The sequence below is a fragment of the Bradyrhizobium sp. UFLA05-109 genome (assembly GCF_054185165.1).
Map to the genome: position 1 here is coordinate 1 of NZ_JBBIAR010000089.1, position 20,820 is coordinate 20,820.

The window sequence follows — 20,820 nt, forward strand, 5'->3', positions numbered from 1 at the left end:
GCACACCCACTGCCGGCGGTGCGACAGGTTACTGGATCAATCCCCCTTAGCGCATCGAGAGCACGCGATCAAAGACCCGAAAAGCGCCACCAAGGTGTTCTCGATGGTGCTCTGCTACTCACCGGCTGATCTGGGCGCGCTTCGTCGTCCACTAGGATCAGCAAATAGTCCTTCGCTGCATCTCCGGACGCGGGAGTCGCTTACTGCGCGGCGGCTTTATTCGCCCATGTCAAAGGCGAGCTCGAATGGAGGCCAATATGCCTGTCGTCGCGTCGATGATGGTTAGGGCCTCCTGAGTCTTGCCTTGCCCCAACGGATATTTGGTACACCGCTCGGATATCTGAACTAACCGTCTTCTTTCGCTGATCAGGATCGTGCTGCTCGTGTCGACGGCAAACTTGACGATATCCCGCATTGGATTTTTGTCGCCAAAGTCGGTCAGATCTTTCTCCATCGTGATCAGATACTCGTAGCTTGCTAGTTCGTCGGAGATCTGAAGAAGTTCCCGGATAGTCGAGTTGACACAGTCGGCGTCCTCGCTGGAAACATCGGGGCGCTTTACGGTTGCGACAAGGTCATTCATGAGGTTGGCAAAGAGCGGCCTAAGGCTCTCCGCCTGCCTGAAATCGCTCTCGGACAGGACGCCCGCACAGCACACACTGGGTAGGAACAGCCCAAGCCCCAAGCTTGCCGCCAGCATCTTTCGGTGCGCTCGCGCTGGGAACGAAAATCTCGTGATCAGGCCGTGCATCCCAATTGGTCCTTCCCCTGCCACCCCTTATTGTTAGATGGTTGTTTCTGTGCAAAGATCGGCCATCGTCGACTTCAGTTCACACTTGCTTTGCGTGCAGACATGTCGGCGTCTGAACCGCTCCCAAAGCCGGAGCATACGAGCATGACCGACGGGCCGCAACGGGCGTTTCGCACCGCGGCCCTAGACCGGGCTGCGTCTCCCGAGCAGCTCGATCATCTCGTTGTTATCACCAGGCCCGCTGACTGGATTCTTACCCTTGTGCTGTGCATTGCGCTTGTGGCGGCCGTGCTGTGGGGCATTTTCGGGCGCGTGCCCACTCGCGTCTCGGGCGACGGAATCCTGATCGGCAGTGGCGGTAAGGTCGTCGACGCCGTATCGGCCGCTGCCGGACGGCTGCAGTCGGTCGCCGTCACGGTGGGCGATCACGTCAGTAAGGATCAGCCCATCGCCCAGATCGTTCAAACCGACATCCAGCAAAAGCACAACGCAGCGACCGAGGTATTTCATGAACGCGAGCGGGAGCACGCCGACCGGGTGTCGAAAGCTGAAAGCGAACTCGCCGCCAAGAGCCAGAACTTTGCAAAACTTGAAATCGCCCTGCAACAGGTGATCAAGGCAACGAGCCAGCGCATCGAATATCTCACCGTCGACGTCAAGAACCTGGAGGATCTGCTGGCCAAGGGATACACGACGCGGCGCAATCTGGAAGAGCGACGCCAGGAGCTGACCGACGCGCAACAGCGTCGTACTGACGCCCAAAACGAGATTTTAAAGTTGCGGTCGCAGAAGACGGATCTGGAAACGGATCGCGGGCGTGAAATTCAGCAGTCCGAGTTTGCCCTCAACGATGCGCGGCGGCAAATGAATGCCGCAGCCGAACAGCTGAGCCAGAACACCCAAGTGATCAGCCCGATGGACGGGCGGGTTTTGGAAGTGAAGATTTCGCCCGGTTCGGTGCTAGCCATCGGCACACCGGTGATTGCGATCGAAAGCGAAGGCGCCAAGCTCCAAGCCGTCGTCTATGTTCCCGCGGAACGGGGCAAACAGGTTAAGCCTGGCATGCAGGTGCAACTCGAGCCGAGCACGGTGAAGCGCGAGGAATTTGGCATGATGCTGGGCAACGTGATCAGCATCTCTGATTTCCCGATGACGCCGCAGGGCATGTCCGCGCTGCTGCATAACGAAAGCCTGGTTTCACGCTTCTCGCACGACGGTGCACCCTACGCCGCGACGGTTGCGCTCTATGAAGACGCCTCCACTCCAACCGGTTATCGATGGGCCGTTGGCAAGGGGCCGAACATTCATCTCACGAGCGGAACGTTGGCGCGGGCCGAGATCACAACACGCCGGCAGCGCCCCCTCGATCTGGTGATACCCCTGCTCAAGCACCTCACGGGAATTGATGGATAAGCCTTCTCCAAAGCAGCCAATCAGCGAGCGCGGTCGGCCCAAATCTTACGTCAGCCGCATGGCGAGCTGGTTGCCACGCCGACGCACCCGGCGGACACCCATGATCCTGCAGATGGAAGCCGTCGAATGCGGTGCGGCGGCGCTTGGCATCATTCTCGGCTATTACGGTGCGTGGATTCCGTTGGAGCAGCTTCGTGTCGCATGCGGCGTATCGCGCGACGGCAGCAAGGCGAGCAATATCATCAGAGCGGCGCGCCGATACGGCCTCACGGCGAAGGGCTACAGCGTCGAACCTCCGGCACTTGCCGAGCTTCCGACGCCTTGCATCATTCACTGGAACTTCAACCATTTCGTGGTCCTGGAAGGAATTGATAGAAAGCGCGCCTACATAAATGACCCCGCGAGCGGGCGTCGGCGGATCGATCTGGTCGAGCTTGATCTCGCGTTCACCGGCGTTGTCCTGGTGTTTGAACGGGGCGAAAGCTTTGAGAAGGTTGGCAGCAAACCGAAGGGCATAAGCCTGCTCATGCGGGAGCTGCGCCAATCAAAGGAGGCGGTGGCCCTGCTAGTTGTTGTCAGCATCGTCGCGGTCCTGCCCAATATTGTTGCCGCAGGATTTTCAAAAATATTTGTTGATGAAATTTTGATCCAGCACACGCGCAGCTGGCTTGTGCCGCTCCTGATCGGCATGGCGCTGACGGCCGCCTTCCGGGCCGTTCTGACCACCATACGCCAATCGCTGCTATTGCGGCTGCAGACCAAGCTCGCCGTCGTGATGACCAGCCGCTTTCTGTGGCGTCTTATGACGCTGCCGCTGGAATTCTTCACCCAACGCCACGCCGGCGACATTGCAGGCCGTATTGCAGCCAACGAACAGATCGCCCGACTGCTTTCAAGCGGCATTGCCGCCAATGCGCTCAGCCTGATGTCGGTGGTCTTGTTCGCCGCGGCCATGGCCGTCTACGACGTTAGCCTGACCGCGCTTTGCGTCGCAATCTCTTTGGTAAATGTTCTTCTCCTGCGGCTTGTCGCTTCACGCCGCCAGGAACTGAGCTATCGGCTGGCGCTCGATCAGGGAAAGCTGCTCGGGGCGACCGTGAGCATGGTGCGGACCATCGAAACCATCAAAGCAAGTGGATTGGAGGACGACGCCTTCGGCCGGTGGGCCGGTCTTCAAGCCAAAACCCTCAACGCCGAACAGAGGATCGGCGCCTCCGCCATCATATTGGACATGGTCCCGACCCTGCTCTCGGGCCTCATGATCGCAGCGATTCTTGGTGTCGGAGGCTTGCGGGTTATTCAGGGCTCCCTGACACTGGGAAGCCTCGTGGCCTTCCAATCCTTAGCATTGAGTTTCTCCGAGCCTTTCGTCAACCTCGTTAATTATTTCGGCGGCCTGCAAACCATCAAGGGAGCGCTCGAACGGCTCGAGGATGTCTACCGATACCCGCTAGCGCCGCAACCGCCGACACATGCGGATGCCTTGCCGCCCAAGCTTACCGGCCGACTCGAACTTCACAACATCAGCTTCGGCTATTCGGTGCTCGAGCCGCCGCTTTTGGCGGATCTTTCGCTGGTGATCCCTGCCGGTTCACGCGTGGCACTCGTTGGCGTGTCGGGCAGCGGAAAATCAACCCTCGGCAAGCTGATCTGCGGATTGTACAAACCCTGGTCCGGCGAGATTCGTTTTGACGGATGTAGGCTGACGGACGTCCCTGCGGACGTTTTTGCGAACTCCGTCGCCTACGTCGACCAGGACGTCTTTCTGTTTGAGGGAACCGCGCGAGACAATTTGACGCTCTGGGATTCAACAACCGACGAGCGCCATCTGTTGACGGCGGCCAAGGACGCGCTGATTCATCAAGACCTTGCGATCAGACCAGGCAATTATGACTGCCACGTCAACGAAGGCGGTACAAACTTCAGCGGCGGCCAGCGTCAGCGCATCGAAATCGCCCGAGCTCTGGTTTGCAATCCCTCGATCCTTGTCCTGGATGAAGCAACTGCTGCCCTCGATCCGATCACGGAAAAATCCATCGACGACAACCTGCGGCGCAGAGGTTGCAGCTGCATCATCATCGCCCACCGCTTGAGCACGATACGCGATTGCGACGAAATCATCGTGCTCGAACGCGGGCGCATCGTTGAGCGCGGCACGCATGAAGAGCTTCTTGCGCTTCAGGCCTCCTATGCCAAACTGGTGGCGCGCGAATGACCGATCGATTTGTCAGGGAGGATTTCGTTGGGCATCAACGCGAGGTGCCGACCGGTCTGTTACACCGGACCGCGCTCGATGCGCGGCGCCCGATGCTTCTCAGCGACCAAGAGCACGTTCTTCAAGTGGCAGCCGGTCACGTCGATTTGTTTGCAGTCCAGCCGTCAGGCACGCGCCAGCATTTGTTTCGAGTCGAAAACGGCGAATGCATTCTGGACCTCCACAATGCCTGCGAAACCTCGGGTAGCCGGTTGCAAATCATCGCCGTCGGCCCCCCCGGGACTGAGCTTTTGGAGGTGCCGCGCAGGGCTGCGTCCTTTGGTCCTGTGTCTGGCTGGATTGCCCAATTGGCGACGTTCATGGTCCGCTCGGCGCCAAACGAAGCCATTTCCGAGCTGGTGAGCGGTGAGGCGATTGAACTGCACCCGGGCGAGCGCCGTCGCGGTCCGATGCGGGACCTCCTGTGGGCACACCTCGAAACCGGGACAGCAAAGGTCATGAACGTCGGCTCGAGCTTCGCTCCCGGACAGCCTCCCTTCCCTTTGACCGGTGGGATGTGGGTGGAAGCCGGCGAGCACGGGTGCAAATTGCGTCTCGACCCGTACCCGCCAGATTCCCTGGTTCTCTGGTCCGCGATTGATCGATTCCAGGTGGCTGTTATTACCCATCTCGAGCGCAGCCTCGCAGAGGGCGTCATTCGAGAGCGGGAACGCCTGGTCCGCCGTGGCGAACTCATTGTGTCGCAAACGCTCGACTCGTTTGAGCGGCTCTCTGATGTCGTGGTCAGAAAAGCCGATCGTACGCAATCCGAATGGGACCCGACAGACCCGCTGCTTCGCAGTTGCCGCGTTGTCGGAGAAGAACTGGGAATACCGGTTAGGCTTTCGCAGCGCGCTCAACCCACAAGACAGGCCTTCAGCGACATTCTGGAGATCGCTCGCACAGCCCAATTGCGGATCCGCCGTGTGCTCCTGCGCGATGTCTGGTGGACGACCGATGCTGGACCGCTCCTCGGTTGGCATGGAGAGGAACGTAGTCCAGTGGCTCTGGTGCGCAAGCGGGCGAACACCTACACGGTGTTCGACCCAAAGGGCGGAAGACATCGCTTGGTCGATCGCTCCGTTGCCGGCGAGCTCAAGCCGGAGGCCATCACTTTCTATCCAGTGTTGCCGTTCCGCCCGCTCCAATATCGCGATCTGCTCGCCTTTGCGATGCGAGGCGTTTCCAGCAGCATCGCGCGCATCGCGTTGGCTGTTGTGGCAATCGGGCTACTGTCGCTGATCCCGCCACTGCTCACCAATGTCCTGGTCAATTCGGTTATCCCTCGCACCGAGATCGATCAGCTCGCTGTTTGTGCGCTAGCGCTGACGGTCACAGCTGTGGCGATGGCAAGTTTGCAGATGATGCAAGGACGGGTCACGTTAAGGCTCGAAGGTCTGCTCGACTATAAGCTGCAGGCCGCGGTGATCGACCGATTGCTGCGCCTGCCCACCTCTCTGTTTCGCGAATATACAAGCGGCGATTTGGTCGATCGCGCCATGGGCATCGACGCCACTCGCCGGATCTTCACCGGACGTGTGCTCGGCGGCTTTACGGCCTCGTTCTTTTCTCTCTTCAGCATTGGGCTGATGCTCTACTATGACCTCCGACTGGGCAGCATTGCACTGCTGCTCACGCTGATCAGAGCGGCTGCAATTCTTGCCACGAGCGCCGTGCGACTCTACTACGAAACTAAACATTTCAACCTGCAAGGCAAGGCCAGCGGCTTTGTGCTACAATTGATTGCGGGCGTCGGCAAGCTGCGGGTGGCCGGCGCAACGGAGCGCGCGTTAGCGCGATGGTCGCAACAATTTGCCATTCAGAGACAATTTTTCATCGCCTCGCAGCAAGCGGCCAACGCCCTGGGCACCTTTGACATCGCCTTTTCGATGCTGGCGACATTGACAATCTTTGCGCTTGCCTCCTACACAAACAGTCACGTCCTGCTCGATCTCGGTGCATTCCTCGCCTTTCTGGCAGCGTTCGGACAGGCCACGGCCGCGATAGGTAGTTGGGCCTCAAGCGTCAGCGAATCACTGGTGACGATTCCTCACCTCAGCCGACTGAAGCCCGTGATTTCGACCCCTGCCGAAATCTCTGAGGAACGGCGATCGCCCGGAGAGCTATCCGGAGAGATCGAACTTTCCGGCGTCGTCTTCCGCTATATGCAAGGCGGGCCGAAGGTCCTGGATGACGTCAGCCTAAGCATTGCGACGGGTGACTACGTCGCAGTCGTCGGTCCCTCAGGTAGCGGGAAATCGTCGCTCTTTCGTTTGCTGCTCGGTTTTGAGCGCGCAGAAGCCGGCACGGTGTTTTACGACGGCAAGGCGCTCAACACGCTCGACATCAGCGCCGTGCGCCGGCAGCTTGGGGTGGTGCTGCAAGATACCAAGCTCGCAACCGGAAGCCTTTACGAAAACATTTGCGGCGGCGTTGATTTGCCGCTGGAGAAGGCGTGGGAGGCCGCCCGATTGGCGGCGCTGGATGCCGACATCGCGCAGATGCCGATGGGAATGCATACGCTGGTTGCGGAAGGCGTGAATACGCTGTCGGGCGGTCAGCGGCAGCGGCTATTGATCGCCCGGGCTCTTGCGCGCTCACCACGGATTCTTCTGTTTGATGAGGCAACCAGCGCACTCGACAACCAAACCCAGAGCATCATCGGCACCTCGCTGGAACGATTGAGCATCACGCGGATTGTGATTGCGCATCGCCTCAGCACCGTGCGCAATGCAGATCGTATTGTCATGCTCTCGCGCGGCAAAGTCGTGCAAACTGGAAGCTACGCAGAGCTCATGAGCGTTCCGGGTCCGTTTGCGGATTTTGCCAAGCGGCAGTTGCTTGAACCCGGTCATCGCTAGTCTAACGGCGGCGCGGGCGATCATCCGCAAGCATCATGTGCAGCATTACAGTCTTACGACTGGGATTGTAGCGAACGAAAGCGCGTTCTTGAAAGAGCAAGATCAATTGTGTGGCTGCTGGGCATCGAGACCGTGTCGAGACCTCTTCCCGTAGTTCATTGCGCGAGGGTTCTTGTGTCCGTGAGAATTCTCGATTGATAATGAGTATCCGCTCCCCTCGGGAGGAGCAGCCCGTGGAGTGCGCGGGCATTGCCGACTTAGCTGATGGATCCGGCCTGGACCCCGGTGTTCGTCTGAGGGCCGGCCACCTGGACAACGGAGCCGCCGAGAGCAACACCGGTCTGGTTGAGCGAGTTATTCTGAAGAAGAGTCTGGGTCAACGTCGGGATCGAGATCGAAGCAACGTTGATAGTACCGCCAGCCACCGCCTCGCGCCCTACAGCGGCTCTCGGACGACAAGCTGATCCCGGATCATTCGAAGACGCGCCTGTGGCGACTTGGCCGACCAGGGTGCTCACGCCTAACGGGGATTGATCCAGTCCCTGTCGCGCCGCCGGAAAGCATGTCGATGCGGCCAATGCCGCTACCAGTTGCGTAATACCAGCGCCCGTCAGCCCAACAGGTGGCGTGATGACGCGCGTGCGCACATTACCGCCGCTTGTTCAGCTGAGATCAACGTATGATTGTTGTGCTATCTTTCGTGGGTGTCCCACCGACGCAGGGGACTGTCCTAGGGCAACGCTTGCTCGAATTGAGGGGGCCATCGCCTGAATTGAAATCGCGCAACAGGAGGGAATGCCACGAGACACGATTACAAAATCGCAATGGTATTGATCTTCGCCAATATGTCGGTTTCGGCTTTTGCTGGCGACAATCTGAAAGGCACCTATGCCGTCGCTGGCACTTCGATACATGTCTAGTGGCCCCGTCTGGATTTGCAAACGACAGCGAGGGAAATCCGACGATTGCGAATGGCACCGATAGCGCTTGGTACTGGGCAACTTCCAGGCTCGATTGACTTTCAATGGCGACGGAACGGGCAGTACATCTGGAACATGGGGGAACATGCCTCCGCCGCCGCCCGCCAAAGTCACAGTGAGTGCTGGCGCTTTTTCGTACTCCTTCATTCACACTCCCGTCGTAAACAACTCCTTTACCGCGATCCCGACGCCGAGGAGTTACAATGCTACGGTCAATTACGGGCCAACTGCTGGCCGCCAGGTCTCGACTGATGCTTCTTGTCATCGCGTGTATCAGCTTTCGAATGACCAGAAATACGGCGCGGTCGCCAATACAACACCAGAGCTTGAACGTTTCTCATGGTCGGAAGGCTCTGAGACCAAAACTCTTGTTCGTATCTGTTACATTGCAGGTAATCTAGCTCGGCTGGACTGATGAACTTTAGGTAGGGGATGGGATCGACCAAAGCGAATCGAACAGAGGCCGCCGACTAACAACCTCTTTGGATTGCGCCAACCGTGACGAATTCGAGCACCCTCGAAGTCGGCCACAAGATGCCAGGTTCGGGTCATTGCCGGGTACGGCTCGGATCAAGCATATGATTATGCTTCGCGTCCAAGAGCTGACATTGTGTGCTGATGATTGCACCCAAAATAGAGGCCCCGACGATGCACGTCGGGGCCTCTCGAGGATCAGCAGGCTCGGGTACATCCGCCGGACTTCTGATCATTGACGCTGCATTACCGCACTCAATCTAGCGCAGACTGTGACCAGGGGCACTCAGGTTGATACCTCCTTGCGCCTCTGCCTCGTAGTTCGCGACCAGTTCGCCGGACCGAACGAACTGGTCGCGTGCCCGGCAGCCCTACATCATCCCTGACGTACCCTCCACGTTGGGTCACCGGGAATTCAATCATCGCGTAAGCAGCCCAAACGCCCAAACCTCCGCCTAAGCCCTTGCGCCGACCTACTACCCACGACAGCAGCCTCGATCCCATCAACCGTTGACAGCGTTGCCGCGACGTCGTCATTGTCCTTGCCCTGAGCGTAGGGGCTCGACCCATAGCGCGTGGCGCTAAATCCCATCACCGACGGTCGGCTCCGGCCTTGACTTGCCGCAGTGCCGTGCATCACAGTCGAGGAGAGGCCGATATGTTGTCATCCAGCAGTTAGCGCACCGTAGCAGTTTACTGTTCGCGGTAAGCGCGGCGGGACAGGTGGCCTCCTCAGCGCCTGTCCCGCTGTCCCAACCCTCTTCGTCCGCGCGACCGCTGCCGGCCCCCATTGGCGATGGCTCGGCGTAGTCGCCCCACTTCGCCGGCGCCCGTTGAATTCACTGGCTTTTCGCGAGCATCAAAATGAAGCTCCACGTTGGAGTAAGCCATGAAGCCTGTCGGCATTTATCTGCGTGTCAGCACCGACGGACAGACCACGGAGAACCAGCGCCGCGAGCTGGAGGCGGTCGCCGAGCGCTCGGGCTGGGTGATCGTCGGCCTCTACAAGGACGCCGACGTCAGCGGCTCCAACCGCCACAACAAGCGTCCTGGCTTCGATCGGCTGCTGAAGGATGTCACCGCCCGCTAGATCAACATGATCACGGCCTGGAGCGTTGATCGCCTCGGCCGCAGCTTGCAGGATCTGGTCGCTTCCTGGCGACCTCCAGGCCGTGAAATAAGTGCGACCTGTACCTGCACCAGCAGGCGCTCGACACCACGCCCCCTCGGGCGCACGATGTTCCAGATGTGCGGCTTGTTTGCCGAAGTCGAGAAGGCCATGTCGTCGAGCGCGTCAACGCCGGCCTCGCACGCGCCAAGGCGAACGGCGTGAAGCTAGGCCGTGACAGCCGCAAGGACGGCCACAGAAGCGCTGATGAGAAGCGCTGGGGGATGAAAGCAGGGTCGAGCTGCAAAGACGCATCAGGCGGCTGCGCAGCGAAAGCAAGGGCATTCTCACGATCACCCGCACGATCGGCGTCGGCACCAGCACCGTGCAGCGCGCCCTGGAGGCGTCATGACTGACCGCCGGGTCGATTCAAGAACTTCCGGCGCTGAAGGCGCGCTCATAGATCGAACCCATAGCCGTTTCTGAGTGATACAGCGGTTGCGGCTTTATGGTGGCTACGAATGCCACGAAGCACAGCGCTAAGAGCGCGAAGGTCATGAGACTGAAAGTGTGGTTCAGGGTCACCTTCGCTCCATTAGTTCTAGAACTGTATCATGCGAACCGCACCATGAAGAGATCGACCCGAATCTTCCGTGACGGCACTCACAAATCTCTGTCTTCCCTGCCCGGTGCTGCAGACAAGTCAATCTCTTCAAGATCAATCATGATCACGACTCGCCTAAACTGCGGCTGCCCGGCTGATAAAGCCGGAGTTCTGCTGACCACCGAGCAGATTGACGGCGGTGGCGTTAGCGCCGACAGCCACAGCAATCTGCACGGCAATGTTTTCCTGTATGAAAATATTGCCGAAATTGACGATATTGCCGAAATTGCCGAAGCTAAAAAGCCCGTGATGCCCATGATGCCCGTGATGCCCGTGATGCCCTCCACACACAGCGTCGAGGTCCGTATCGATCAGTTCACGCATTTCACTCATAAATTTCCTCCTCAGGGGTTGCAATCAACAACATGTGGCTCGAACCATACTGAAGGGTGGCTTTTCTATCTGTGACGGAAATCACGGGCGGCAATGGCTTGCTCACGGCCCACGTGTTCGATGGGAATGCCGCTCGACATACTCGCGGCCATCGCACGCAACGAAGACCGCCGCCGCCGGCAGGCGCAAGGGTAAGCCAAGACCAGCGCAGAGGGCCGCCAATGTCGAGCGTAACAAGGCATTTCCCGCATGCTGCCAAGATTGTCGCAGAACGCTATCCCGTCCGCCACGGCATGCAGCCGCGCCACCATCGCGAAGTAGCCAAGCAAATGGACGCTGCGGGACTCAGGGAAGGCAGAGGAGGCTCTACATTGTGAGCGCCGTCACGGAAGATTCGGGTCAATCTCTTCATCATCGGGTTCATGGCTGCATGATGCAGCCCCAGACAAAAAGGCGGCGAGGAACACGGATGAACCTAAACTGCATTTTTAGTCTTATCATCTTCGCAATCGGAGCGCTGTGCTTCGTGGTGTTCATAACCACCCTAAAGCCACCGCTGCATCGCTCAGAAATGGCCGTGGGCTCTATTTATGGCCGCGGGGTAACGACCTAGACTAGCCGATAAATATAGAAATGCTCGTACGGCCCTCTGTAGGTCACTGGCGGGGCAATTCAGCCCCGCCACTAATCGACAGGCTTCCGAGCCTCTTCCCTATATCGCGTTTCCAAGCACTGCAAGATGATGCAGCGTTCTGCTGCTATCTCCGACGGCAATGCGCCCGGTTCCAGCGATGGCGGGCGCGGCCGAGGGGACGCAGGTACGACAGCTGCCGCGGAGGTTCGGCTAACGACGGGGCAGCACGGCTGACGCCCCAGCCATCGGCCTAGCGCTGACGTTGGATCCATGCCTCGTCAGTGAATGTGAGTTGAGGCCGGACCGATCACAGCCCCGCGAGGCTCCCAAACCGCACGATGTTGCGGATGATCACGGACAATCCCTTTTGCGGCCCAGTATGTCTCTGGCATGCAGGGTCGAGCTTGCTCGCCCGGATGTTGCAAGGAGGCGTACATGACTCAGGTCTATTTCCATGGCTCGAACGCTAAGGGAGTCACTGATGGATCGTCGCGGTACATTCGTATCCGACCTGATCGAGGCGTGTGAGGAGGCCGCCCGCAGGGTGCGATCCCTCGTCGTAGCCGCCAATCTGGATGAATGGCGGCAGTGGGCCCTGCGTGTCAGCGACGAGATTTTCGTTCTGCCGTTCGCATTCGTGCTCGGCAAGCCGCACTGAGAGACTGCCATGCTGTCAGAGCCATCATTCATACTTCTTCGTCAGAGGTGAATGCGATCACGACAGCAATCATCCGGCGTGCCTTCGCCGGAGCGATACTCGTCCAACGGGACTTCCGTCGCAGCCCGGACACAATCGAACAGCCTGCTGCTCCAAACGGTACATTTGGGAAGACTACGTAAAGCTCTTGCCTCCCGGAATCGTGCAGCGGCCTCTCTAAAGAATTTGCGGATTGTGAGAAAACTCACAGACAAGACGGCGGATTTCATCTTGTGATCTCCGGTCGGCTCTAACGATCGGGAGTATGCACACGTCACATCCAATGTTGCATAGCAGCCGTGACCGGCAAGGCGACGGTCGCGCCGCGGCTTCATCTATCCCAAGAACGGCTTCTATATTTCTCCGAACCGGTGATCCGCTTCGGTTTGTTGAACATGGGCGTGGCGCCCGCGGGCTACGACAAACCCAACACCTGTCATCATCGTTTGCTTGTCGATGCCGAGTTGCCTTCGCTCGACCAGCCGCTCCTGAACTACTTCAACCACCTGCACTTCGGCGCTGGCCAGATCGAAGCGAAGATCACGCTCCCGATCGGCCAGCACAAACTGCGCCTCCTGTTCGCCGATTTCGCCCGCGTGCCGCTCGATGCGGCGATGTTCTCCGACATCATCAACGTCACCGTGACGGAGAACGGCCAGCCGCCGGCAAAGCGCAAATACCGCCATCGCTCCTCGCGGAGTTACGGATATTGATGCAGCAATGAAACCGCGCCGGCTCTTGATCCACGTCCTCTGCCTCATCGTCAGCGCGATGTTCGCCGATGCGGCCGCAGCGGAGCGTCGCGTGGCCCTGGTCGTCGGAATCTCCGCCTATACGAACGCACCGACGCTACCCAATACCGGCAACGACTCCAAAGCGATCGCAGCGCTGTTCAAATCTATCGGTTTCGACGTCGTCATTTCGCGCAACGATCTCGGCGTCGTCGACTTCAAGCGCACTGTGCGCGAGTTTCTCATTACTGCAGAGAACGCCGATGTGGCGGTGGTCTATTACGCCGGTCACGGCATCGAGATCGGCGGCATGAATTATCTGATACCGATGGATGCCAAGCTGAGCCACGACTACGACGTCGACGACGAGGCTATCGCGATCGATCGCATCATCTGGGCGCTGCAACCGGTACGTCGCCTGCGTTTGATACTACTCGACGCCTGCCGCGACAACCCGTTTGCGGCCAAGCTGCGATCCGCAAGTCGCTCGCCGACCAGAGGCGGGCTCGCGAGGCTTGATGAAGTCAGTGCCGATACGCTGGTGGCCTACGCCGCAAAAGCCGGCTCAATTTCCTACGACGGCGACGGCGTGAACAGTCCCTATGCGACCGCGCTGCTGAGATACCTTGCCGAGCCCGGCGTTGACATTCGTATCGCACTTGGTCGTGTCCGCGATGCGGTTATCGCCATGACCGGTGGACGGCAGGAGCCGTTCATCTATGGTTCTCTCGGCGGCGCAACCATCTCCTTAGTGCCCCAGTTGGGTGCAACAATTGTCGCGCCGGCACCGCCGCCCCTGGCCCCTCCGCCAGTTCTGGCGCCGGCCGCGCCGAAGCCGACCGTGATCAATCCAACGCCGCCAAGCGCGCCACCGGCTGCGAAGGCGGACCTGCCCAAGCCGCCGCTTCCCGCGCAGCCCGCCCCCGAAATCACGGACCCCTGTGTCCGCGACGAAGCGAGGCTGGCTCGTCTGCGCGCCAACCCAGCGCCGGACGAGATCACCAACTTCCAACGCGAGGTCACCTGCAAGCGGCTCCGTCCACAAGTACAGCGTCTGTTTGAGAGTATTGATAGCAATACCGCTCCGCCTTCTGGCGGAAATGCGGCGCCGCAAGCCGCTCCGAAGCTGCAGGCACTGAACGAGTCTGCCCGCTTGGAAGATACTTGCACCCGCGACATGGCGCGGTTGCTGAGCGTGCGCGCTGAACCTACGTTTGAGGCGATCACCAAGTTCGAGCTGGAATTGGGCTGCGAGCGGCTCCGGTCCCAGCTCCGCCGATTGCGCGAGAGCGTCGCTCCTTGATCTCGTCTGGACACTTCGCGATGTGTCCATGAGATTTCCCGATTGAAATTAGTGCCCCGCAAGGCCTCTCCTGGGAAATTGCCGGTCACTCAAATACGAGACAACATTCGCTCGAGCGCGTCGCTGTTAGGATCAGTCGCGTTCGAAGACTTTGGCGCCAGGGTAAACTCGGCGGGCGTACATAACAACCAGCTCCCGGTCCTGAGTCTCCAGGAAGGGAGTTCGGAGCTGGCACGACCCGACGACAAGGTGCCACAAGCCATTAAGTCTTTGAATCACGATGCTCATAGTGTGTTTCTCGAAGAACCGCAAACAACTGTTCGACGAGACACTCTTACAAGTCACGCGTTGGGGCCGTGATCCCAATCACATATTGCAGAGCGTAATTCGAACCCTCACTATTCGATCACCGATGGATCGCCTGCTTTGCGCTGATTCAGGTCTGCTTCAAGCATCGATTCGAAGATTATGATCGGCAACCAAAACACAAGCATGGCAATTTCCTCCGTCGCATAACAACCCTCGGCTTTCGGAGCTCGTTCCCAAAATAAACAGCCGAGTGCCAGGAACGTTTTCGTTTCTTATCAAACTACTGCGTAGTTCTTCGCTGCTTTGCGGCGCGAGTAGTTCGCCGGCTTTACGTGGTTGAGAAGCCGCACCGACCGCAACTCGGCCTGTTGATCGCTCGCAATCGTCGGAATTCCCTAGAACCTGTACGCGTCGCCGTGTGCAGCATAGAGGAGCTGAGCGTGCGGGACCGAGAGGACCGATCACATCCGCTACCTTACCGGTCTAGTGCTTCATCTCCATAGCCAATCGATCAGCATCATAGCAAGACCGCGGCTAATTTCCGCTGTCAGTGAAGGTCACCTACCCGCCTGATCTCAATGGCGCCCCAGATATGGTGCAATGAGCAAGGCGGCGACGTCCTATCCCGCCACCGTCGATTCGCATTCAATCCCGGCGCGGATGTCTTGCTGTCGCGATCTTCGGTGCCACATTGCTCGCCGCGGTGATGCCTAGAAACGCCTTCGTCATGTGGCCGAAGTTCCAGTGACGCGCATCACGGTCGTTGACCTTGGGATCGGCTATCCCGGGCGTGTGTTGGAATACACCTTGCTGAGACAACCGTTACTGTTCGTTGAACCTTGGAGGTTAAATGGCTCGGATTAGAATTTCCCATAGCTGGCGGACCGTTCGCGGTGCGCATATCCGTATCGTCCACCGGCGTAGGGTTGCGGTTAAGTCGGGCTCAAGCGTTTCGCAGATTTGCATGTCAGGGAATGGCCAATTATTGCGGCTCAGGGGCACCCTGGGGGTGAAGGCATCGCCATCGTCGTAGTCGTTATCCTGCTAGCGGTGGCGACAGCAGTTGGGCCGCCTTGGTCGGCGGCCTCTTTTGTTTCAGTCCTACCGCAACCGTCGGCGGTGTGCCGCCAGCCGCTGGCGGCGCTTCTTGCGGTGATATCGGCGCCCGCCGGCGCTTCAACATATCTTCCTCGAGGTCAGCGAGATTGGGGCAATTTCTGTGGGTTGAACAGGACGAGCCAAGATCAGAGCTGCTCCGCTGCTTTGCGACGCTACTTCTCAATCAGCGGCTTGGGCCGACGACTCGGCTTGTCGGGGATGAAGGATTGAGTTATGCGGGCTTTCTCGCTTCTGGCGCGTGGGAGCGTGGCTACGCCGAGGACGGCGAGAGCCATGCCAAGTATTCTCCACCGAGCATCGTCAACGAGCCTTGACTGGCGATAGGGCCCTACACGGGCGGCTGCGATCTTTCGACGCGCTCTGCCTCAGTCGCCTCCGCCAGACGCACCTTCGACGCTGTCACCCGCCACGCGTGCGCGGAAATCCGGGCAACAAAAGGTTTCAAATACAGGAGCCAGGAAATGACTCTTCTTTCAGTTATCGGCTGGGATATTATCGGGTGGGACAGCCTCACGCCACAGGGCATTCGGTTCGGCATTGCGACCATCCTTGCGCTGTTAGCGGTGGGCCGCCCCGGGCCGTCGGTCTTTGAGCTTTTTGGCGGCCTAATCTGCATCCTGGGTGCTGGCCTTATGGTGGCGCAGGCGGTCTCGCTTGGTTGAATCCTCGCTGGCGGGTTTGCTCTCGACACCCACCCGGATGGTGTTACGAATATTTCAAAGGACGTTGCCCCCCACTCTCTTCAGTGAAATTACAGCAAGGCGTCACATATGATATGATGGCAAACTGATGATTTGCACCACAGGGGTCGGTATGAGTGATCTGGTCTCACCTGAACAACCAGCCGGCGAGGTTGCTCCGCTGCGGCCTAAGCCGGCGGAGGAGAGCCGAGATCAAAGGCAAGGAGCGTGTGCCCAATGATTACCCAACTGATTCCGAAGCTGATGCCTGATGATACCATTGAATGGTCTGACAGCGAGCGCGCAAAGGTCGCCTGGGTCTCGGAAGACGGCAGCAGATTCCGCGTACATGGCCTGCCGACGCTTTTGCGCGCGACGGACGCCTTCACGGTTGTCAGCAAACGAGTGGATATTCCGGATTGAACGAGCTGTGGGCGTTAGCGTCGGCCGGCGCTGCCTCACAGGGCTCGGTATGAGTGATCTGGTCCCATCTGGCCAGCCGCCGGGCGAGGTATCGATGAGCCCATTTCGACGGACTGCGAACGCGCGATTCAAAGCCTTGTTCTATCGACAAAAAACGTCAAAAAGTCCCGCAAGATGGGCGCGCCCTTTCTTCTCTTCCCGATCCTACTGACCTGCCTGGCGGGTGTGGTGGTTTGGTGGTCGTCCGTTCTCGATGAGGCTCGGTCCCCACTTGGGATGCGCCATCAACTTTTAGGCGGATAGCGACGAGATATTATTTCCCGCACCGATCGGCGCGCTGCCCGTCGTTGGAGCCGATGTCCATCTCAACAAGCTGCTGCTTCAATATGCTGATGAAGCCCTCGGCAACCGAGCGCCGCGACGAACGGGCATCCGATCTCGCGTTGAAGATCAGATCGCGCAATTGCTTCCGCACGGCAAGGCCAATGCGTCAGAGATTGCGCGCCGCCTTGGCATTAGCCGCCGCACCCTTGCTCGTGCATTGTCCGACGAGGATACAGCCTTTTCTGGCGTGCTTGGGGAGTTTCGGTGTGCGCTTGCCCAACGCTATCTCCGGGAACGAGACCTTCCGATTTCCGAGGTCGCTTGGCTGTTGGGCTATAGTGAGGTTAGCTCCTTCACACATGCCTTTGCTCGCTGGACTAGGTCGACGCCAACAGCGTTCCGCAATCTAAGAGACGTTCGCTGAGCTTCGGCGCGACGCTGGCTCAAAATCTCAATTTTTTGGCGCATGATAGGGAGCTTTTTTGGCCGCAATGCGCTAACGCCCGGAGCCATGCAAGCACGACAAAAAGCGGCTGCGATAATCAACACACTCGCACGAAAGCATCGCGGTTCACTAGGGCGCGGCTCCAGACTCCTGAGGCGATATGATCCGTTGTTCGTGGCTTCGGTTGTTTGGCTTGCGGCTTGGTTAGCTGCGATGGTCTGGATGTTGTTCAGATTGTAGCCCGCCCGGTCTCACGGGCTAACATCGTGTTTATTGCAGCCAGATCGCTTTCCGGATGTTTTATTTTGAGCAGCGAAACCGTATGCCTGATTTGTAGCCAACCCCGAGTGCTCAGGGGCGCTTTTCCTGTCGCAAAGGGTTTTGACCTAGGTTTCTACGAATGCGTCAGCTGCGGCAGCGACCTGTTGCTTGTTGCCAGAGCGTCCAAACCATCGGTACCTAAGCTAGGGAGAGGAAGACCTTCTCGCAGTCAACAGCTCAAGGCAATTGACGCAGCGCTAAAGAAATTTGCTCGGATCGCAGTTGCTCCAAAACAGAAAGGCCCGCCAGCGTGACGAGCACGCTGGATCTTGAGGTCGGTCTTCGGCTTCAGCTTGAGCAGCGCCGCCATCGCACCGGCCACTGGCCGGACGCCCAGTGCCGCACGCTGCGCTCGCCGAGCTGGAGCTTCTCGGCGAATTCTCTGACCGTTGGAGCGGTGGTGCTCGGAGCCGAAGCCGAGCTTTTTGAGAACGGCGTTGAACTGGTCGGCAGTCATGCTGCCACTCCAAGGGCCCGACGTGCAGTGCGCTTGCCTGAACACGCGGCCCTAGGCACTCGCAGATGATGTCCTCCAGCTCGATCTCTTCGGCAGGCTTCCGAATGTCAGAAGAGTAAACGGTGCTGGTCATCGGCCCCTCGCGAGAGTGTGCGGCAGACAGACCGTCGTTCCACAGCAACCCATTTCCGTCGCAGGCATAGGGATCGCTGCCGCACCAAATTAATCGTACCACGACCCGAAAGGAAACCACCATAGCCCAGCGGGCTCGCCCTGTTCGTCGTCAAGACCGCAGCGGCGGGAAGCGGGCTGCGATGTTGGTAGATGCCGATAATACCATCGGAGTGAGGTCGAGCCTGCCCATAGGCGACATGAAGGCGCACTAGGCGTCCCACAAAGTGCTACTCTGCAATCCTACTGGCGTGGTCCTTGGAGGGAGGGACACATGCGGCGGAGGGAATTCATAGCGGCTACTGCAGCACTGCTTGTTTCGCCACGACGTTCGTGGGCACAGGGACCGCCTCGCCGGGTTGGCTATCTTGATACCGCGCCCCTGTACTTGCCAAACTACAAGGTGTGGCAGGACAGCATGCGCGATCATGGTTGGATCGAGGGGAAGAACCTGATCGTTGATTACCGATCGGCCGAGGGGCACGCCGAGCGCGTAGTGCCTCTAGCGAACGAGCTTGTCGCGCTCAAGCCCGAAGTGCTCGTTGGCCCGAGCGCGCAGGAAGCCCTAGCCCTGAAATCGGCGACTGCCAGCATTCCGATTGTTTTCTTTGCTGTGGTCGAGCCCGTGCGGCATGGCCTCGTCCAAGGCCTGTCGCATCCCGGCGGCAACATAACGGGTCTAACATCCCTCGTACCGGGAAATTTCTTGAGCAAAGAAATACAAATCCTGCGGGAGATGGTTCCTGCCGCCTCAAAAATCGCGGTCTTGGTCAACCTGAGCAATGCAGATCACAGGTTCATCGTAGCCGAGGAGTTGCCCGAAACCGCTCGGAAGCTGGGCGTCACCATCCCGGTACTGGAGGCGACCACGGTGGAGGAACTCGACATTGCCTTTGCTTCCGCCGCGGCCCAGCGCGCCGATGCAATTTTTCCTTTTGCCGATGAATTGACCGTTAATCACGTCACACGAGTTACCGCGCTGGCGGCGGAGCATCGTCTGCCCGCGTTCTACTTCTTCCGACTGTTCACCACCAATGGCGGTTTGATTTCATACGGCCCCGATATAGCCGATCTGCTCCGGCGTGCAGGCGGCTACGTCGATAAAATTCTCAGAGGCATCAAGCCTGCCGATCTGCCGGTAGAGCAGCCGACCAAGTTCGACCTAGTGATCAACCTCAAGGTTGCAAAGGCGCTTGGCCTCGAAATACCTGCCTCATTGCTCGCCCGCGCCGACGAGGTGATCGAATAGAGATGCGATTTGCAGCGGCACATGAGGCCGGTGATAGCCCTTCTGCGACCTCTCCGCACGCCTCGTTGGGGTCCGGTCAGTGGAACGGGACTTTGCGAATTCGGTTCGCAAACATGCACACCGAGACCATGAGCAGGTTAGCATGAGCTTGCGCACGAACGCGCTGCGGAGGATTAAGATGAAAATCGACGGGCGTTGTCACTGCGGATACATCACCTTTGAGGCCGAGATCGAGCCGGACAAGACCCTGCTCTGCAATTGCACCGACTGCCAGACGTTCTCCGGCTCTGCATTCCGCGTGCACGCCTTCACGCGGGAAGACGCTTTCAGGTTGCTCTCGGGCCAACCGAAAGTCTACGTCAAGACCGCCGAAAGCGGCAACAAGAGGCCACAAGCTTTTTGCCCGGAATGTGGAACGCATGTCTACGCGACGGCGCTCGGAGCAGGCCCCAAGATTTACGCCATCCGCGTGGGCTCCATTCGTCAACGCGACCAGATCGTCCCCCATACTCAGTGGTGGTCTCGCTCGGCGCAGCCATGGCTCACATCCGTAGGCTCGATGCGAACGTTCGAGAAGCAGCCTTAGAGCGATCAAACCGGCAACGTAAGGTTTGACCTGATGGCTCTCAGACGCAGTGGCCGCACCGATCACTCTGCGATTGGCCCATCAGCGAAGTGGCCGCTCGCCTCGTCGAGGTCCGCTTAGGGGGTGAATAGCGGACTCGATTTGCTCACGTTGAGTTCTTCGCAGTTTGACCCACAACCGACATTCGGTCGGCATCTGCGAAGTTCAAGGAGGGTGCCGTAGTTGTAAAATGTTGCAATGCACGCCGAGGCAGTCCTCGCATTTGAGCGCCGGTGTCCTCATCTGAATTTGAGAGTGTCCTGATTGGGCTGTTCTCCGGTTTGTGCAGGTCAGCCCTTACGTGCTGGCACGAATTTCCAGTTGCCTTCCTTGGACAGGCGCATACGCTTTCGCTCCGGGATGGCGACTGCTGTCCTGTCCCGGAGATTTGGGAGATAGCCATGAATGCCGCGTCACTCTTCGTTGCGGGTTTAGCTATCGCAATCTCGTCGATTGCACCCGCTAATGCCGCACCGGTCCAGACTAATGGCAAC

General features: G+C 58.9%; 15 protein-coding genes and 1 pseudogene. 13 read left to right on the top strand and 3 right to left on the bottom strand.

Annotation, left to right across the window (positions count from 1 at the left end):
- Positions 1 to 229: 229 nt before the first annotated feature.
- Complete coding sequence (locus tag Q3C01_RS39855; RefSeq protein ID WP_458150807.1) at positions 230 to 751, bottom strand: hypothetical protein; 522 nt, start codon at positions 749 to 751, stop codon at positions 230 to 232.
- A 144-nt stretch (positions 752 to 895) separates the two neighbouring features.
- Between Q3C01_RS39855 and Q3C01_RS39860 the strand changes: the two genes are divergently transcribed.
- The 10 genes and pseudogenes from Q3C01_RS39860 (at position 896) to Q3C01_RS39905 (ending at position 16,734) form a co-directional block, all read left to right on the top strand.
- Positions 896 to 2,164, top strand: a complete 1,269-nt coding sequence (locus tag Q3C01_RS39860; RefSeq protein ID WP_458150808.1) for an NHLP bacteriocin system secretion protein — start codon at positions 896 to 898, stop codon at positions 2,162 to 2,164.
- A 100-nt stretch (positions 2,165 to 2,264) separates the two neighbouring features.
- Complete coding sequence (locus Q3C01_RS39865; protein ID WP_458150809.1) at positions 2,265 to 4,379, top strand: NHLP family bacteriocin export ABC transporter peptidase/permease/ATPase subunit; 2,115 nt, start codon at positions 2,265 to 2,267, stop codon at positions 4,377 to 4,379.
- On the top strand, positions 4,376 to 7,279 hold the full coding sequence (locus Q3C01_RS39870; RefSeq protein WP_458150810.1) for an NHLP bacteriocin export ABC transporter permease/ATPase subunit: 2,904 nt from the start codon (positions 4,376 to 4,378) through the stop codon (positions 7,277 to 7,279). Before Q3C01_RS39865 ends, Q3C01_RS39870 begins: the two co-directional genes overlap by 4 nt.
- 2,343 nt (positions 7,280 to 9,622) lie before the next feature.
- Positions 9,623 to 10,066: pseudogene (locus tag Q3C01_RS39875) on the top strand (recombinase family protein).
- Positions 10,067 to 10,397: 331 nt separating this feature from the next.
- Entirely contained in the window at positions 10,398 to 10,913 is a 516-nt protein-coding gene (locus Q3C01_RS39880) for a hypothetical protein (protein ID WP_458150811.1), read from the top strand.
- A 1,040-nt stretch (positions 10,914 to 11,953) separates the two neighbouring features.
- On the top strand, positions 11,954 to 12,130 hold the full coding sequence (locus Q3C01_RS39885; protein ID WP_458150812.1) for a DUF6894 family protein: 177 nt from the start codon (positions 11,954 to 11,956) through the stop codon (positions 12,128 to 12,130).
- A 338-nt stretch (positions 12,131 to 12,468) separates the two neighbouring features.
- Positions 12,469 to 12,882, top strand: coding sequence for a DUF4399 domain-containing protein (locus tag Q3C01_RS39890; RefSeq protein ID WP_458150813.1), 414 nt, complete (start codon positions 12,469 to 12,471; stop codon positions 12,880 to 12,882).
- A gap of 91 nt (positions 12,883 to 12,973) precedes the next feature.
- Positions 12,974 to 14,203: a caspase family protein gene (locus Q3C01_RS39895; protein ID WP_458150814.1), complete on the top strand. Its 1,230-nt coding sequence runs from the start codon at positions 12,974 to 12,976 to the stop codon at positions 14,201 to 14,203.
- A 1,889-nt stretch (positions 14,204 to 16,092) separates the two neighbouring features.
- Positions 16,093 to 16,293: a hypothetical protein gene (locus Q3C01_RS39900; RefSeq protein WP_449382370.1), complete on the top strand. Its 201-nt coding sequence runs from the start codon at positions 16,093 to 16,095 to the stop codon at positions 16,291 to 16,293.
- A gap of 255 nt (positions 16,294 to 16,548) precedes the next feature.
- Positions 16,549 to 16,734, top strand: a complete 186-nt coding sequence (locus Q3C01_RS39905; protein ID WP_458150815.1) for a hypothetical protein — start codon at positions 16,549 to 16,551, stop codon at positions 16,732 to 16,734.
- A gap of 313 nt (positions 16,735 to 17,047) precedes the next feature.
- On the opposite strand, the gene Q3C01_RS39910 is transcribed toward Q3C01_RS39905, so the two are convergent.
- Entirely contained in the window at positions 17,048 to 17,197 is a 150-nt protein-coding gene (locus tag Q3C01_RS39910) for a hypothetical protein (RefSeq protein ID WP_458150816.1), read from the bottom strand.
- On the opposite strand from Q3C01_RS39910, the gene Q3C01_RS39915 reads away from it, so the two are divergent.
- Complete coding sequence (locus Q3C01_RS39915; protein ID WP_458150817.1) at positions 17,198 to 17,482, top strand: helix-turn-helix transcriptional regulator; 285 nt, start codon at positions 17,198 to 17,200, stop codon at positions 17,480 to 17,482. It abuts the gene before it with no gap.
- A 511-nt stretch (positions 17,483 to 17,993) separates the two neighbouring features.
- On the opposite strand, the gene Q3C01_RS39920 is transcribed toward Q3C01_RS39915, so the two are convergent.
- Positions 17,994 to 18,281, bottom strand: coding sequence for a hypothetical protein (locus Q3C01_RS39920; RefSeq protein ID WP_458150818.1), 288 nt, complete (start codon positions 18,279 to 18,281; stop codon positions 17,994 to 17,996).
- 589 nt (positions 18,282 to 18,870) lie between these two features.
- Between Q3C01_RS39920 and Q3C01_RS39925 the strand changes: the two genes are divergently transcribed.
- Both Q3C01_RS39925 and Q3C01_RS39930 read left to right on the top strand, forming a co-directional pair.
- On the top strand, positions 18,871 to 19,701 hold the full coding sequence (locus Q3C01_RS39925; RefSeq protein ID WP_458150819.1) for an ABC transporter substrate-binding protein: 831 nt from the start codon (positions 18,871 to 18,873) through the stop codon (positions 19,699 to 19,701).
- A gap of 178 nt (positions 19,702 to 19,879) precedes the next feature.
- The gene (locus Q3C01_RS39930) at positions 19,880 to 20,287 is read left to right on the top strand and encodes a GFA family protein (RefSeq protein WP_458150820.1); all 408 of its coding nucleotides are present in this window, start codon (positions 19,880 to 19,882) and stop codon (positions 20,285 to 20,287) included.
- The last annotated feature ends 533 nt before the right edge of the window (positions 20,288 to 20,820 follow it).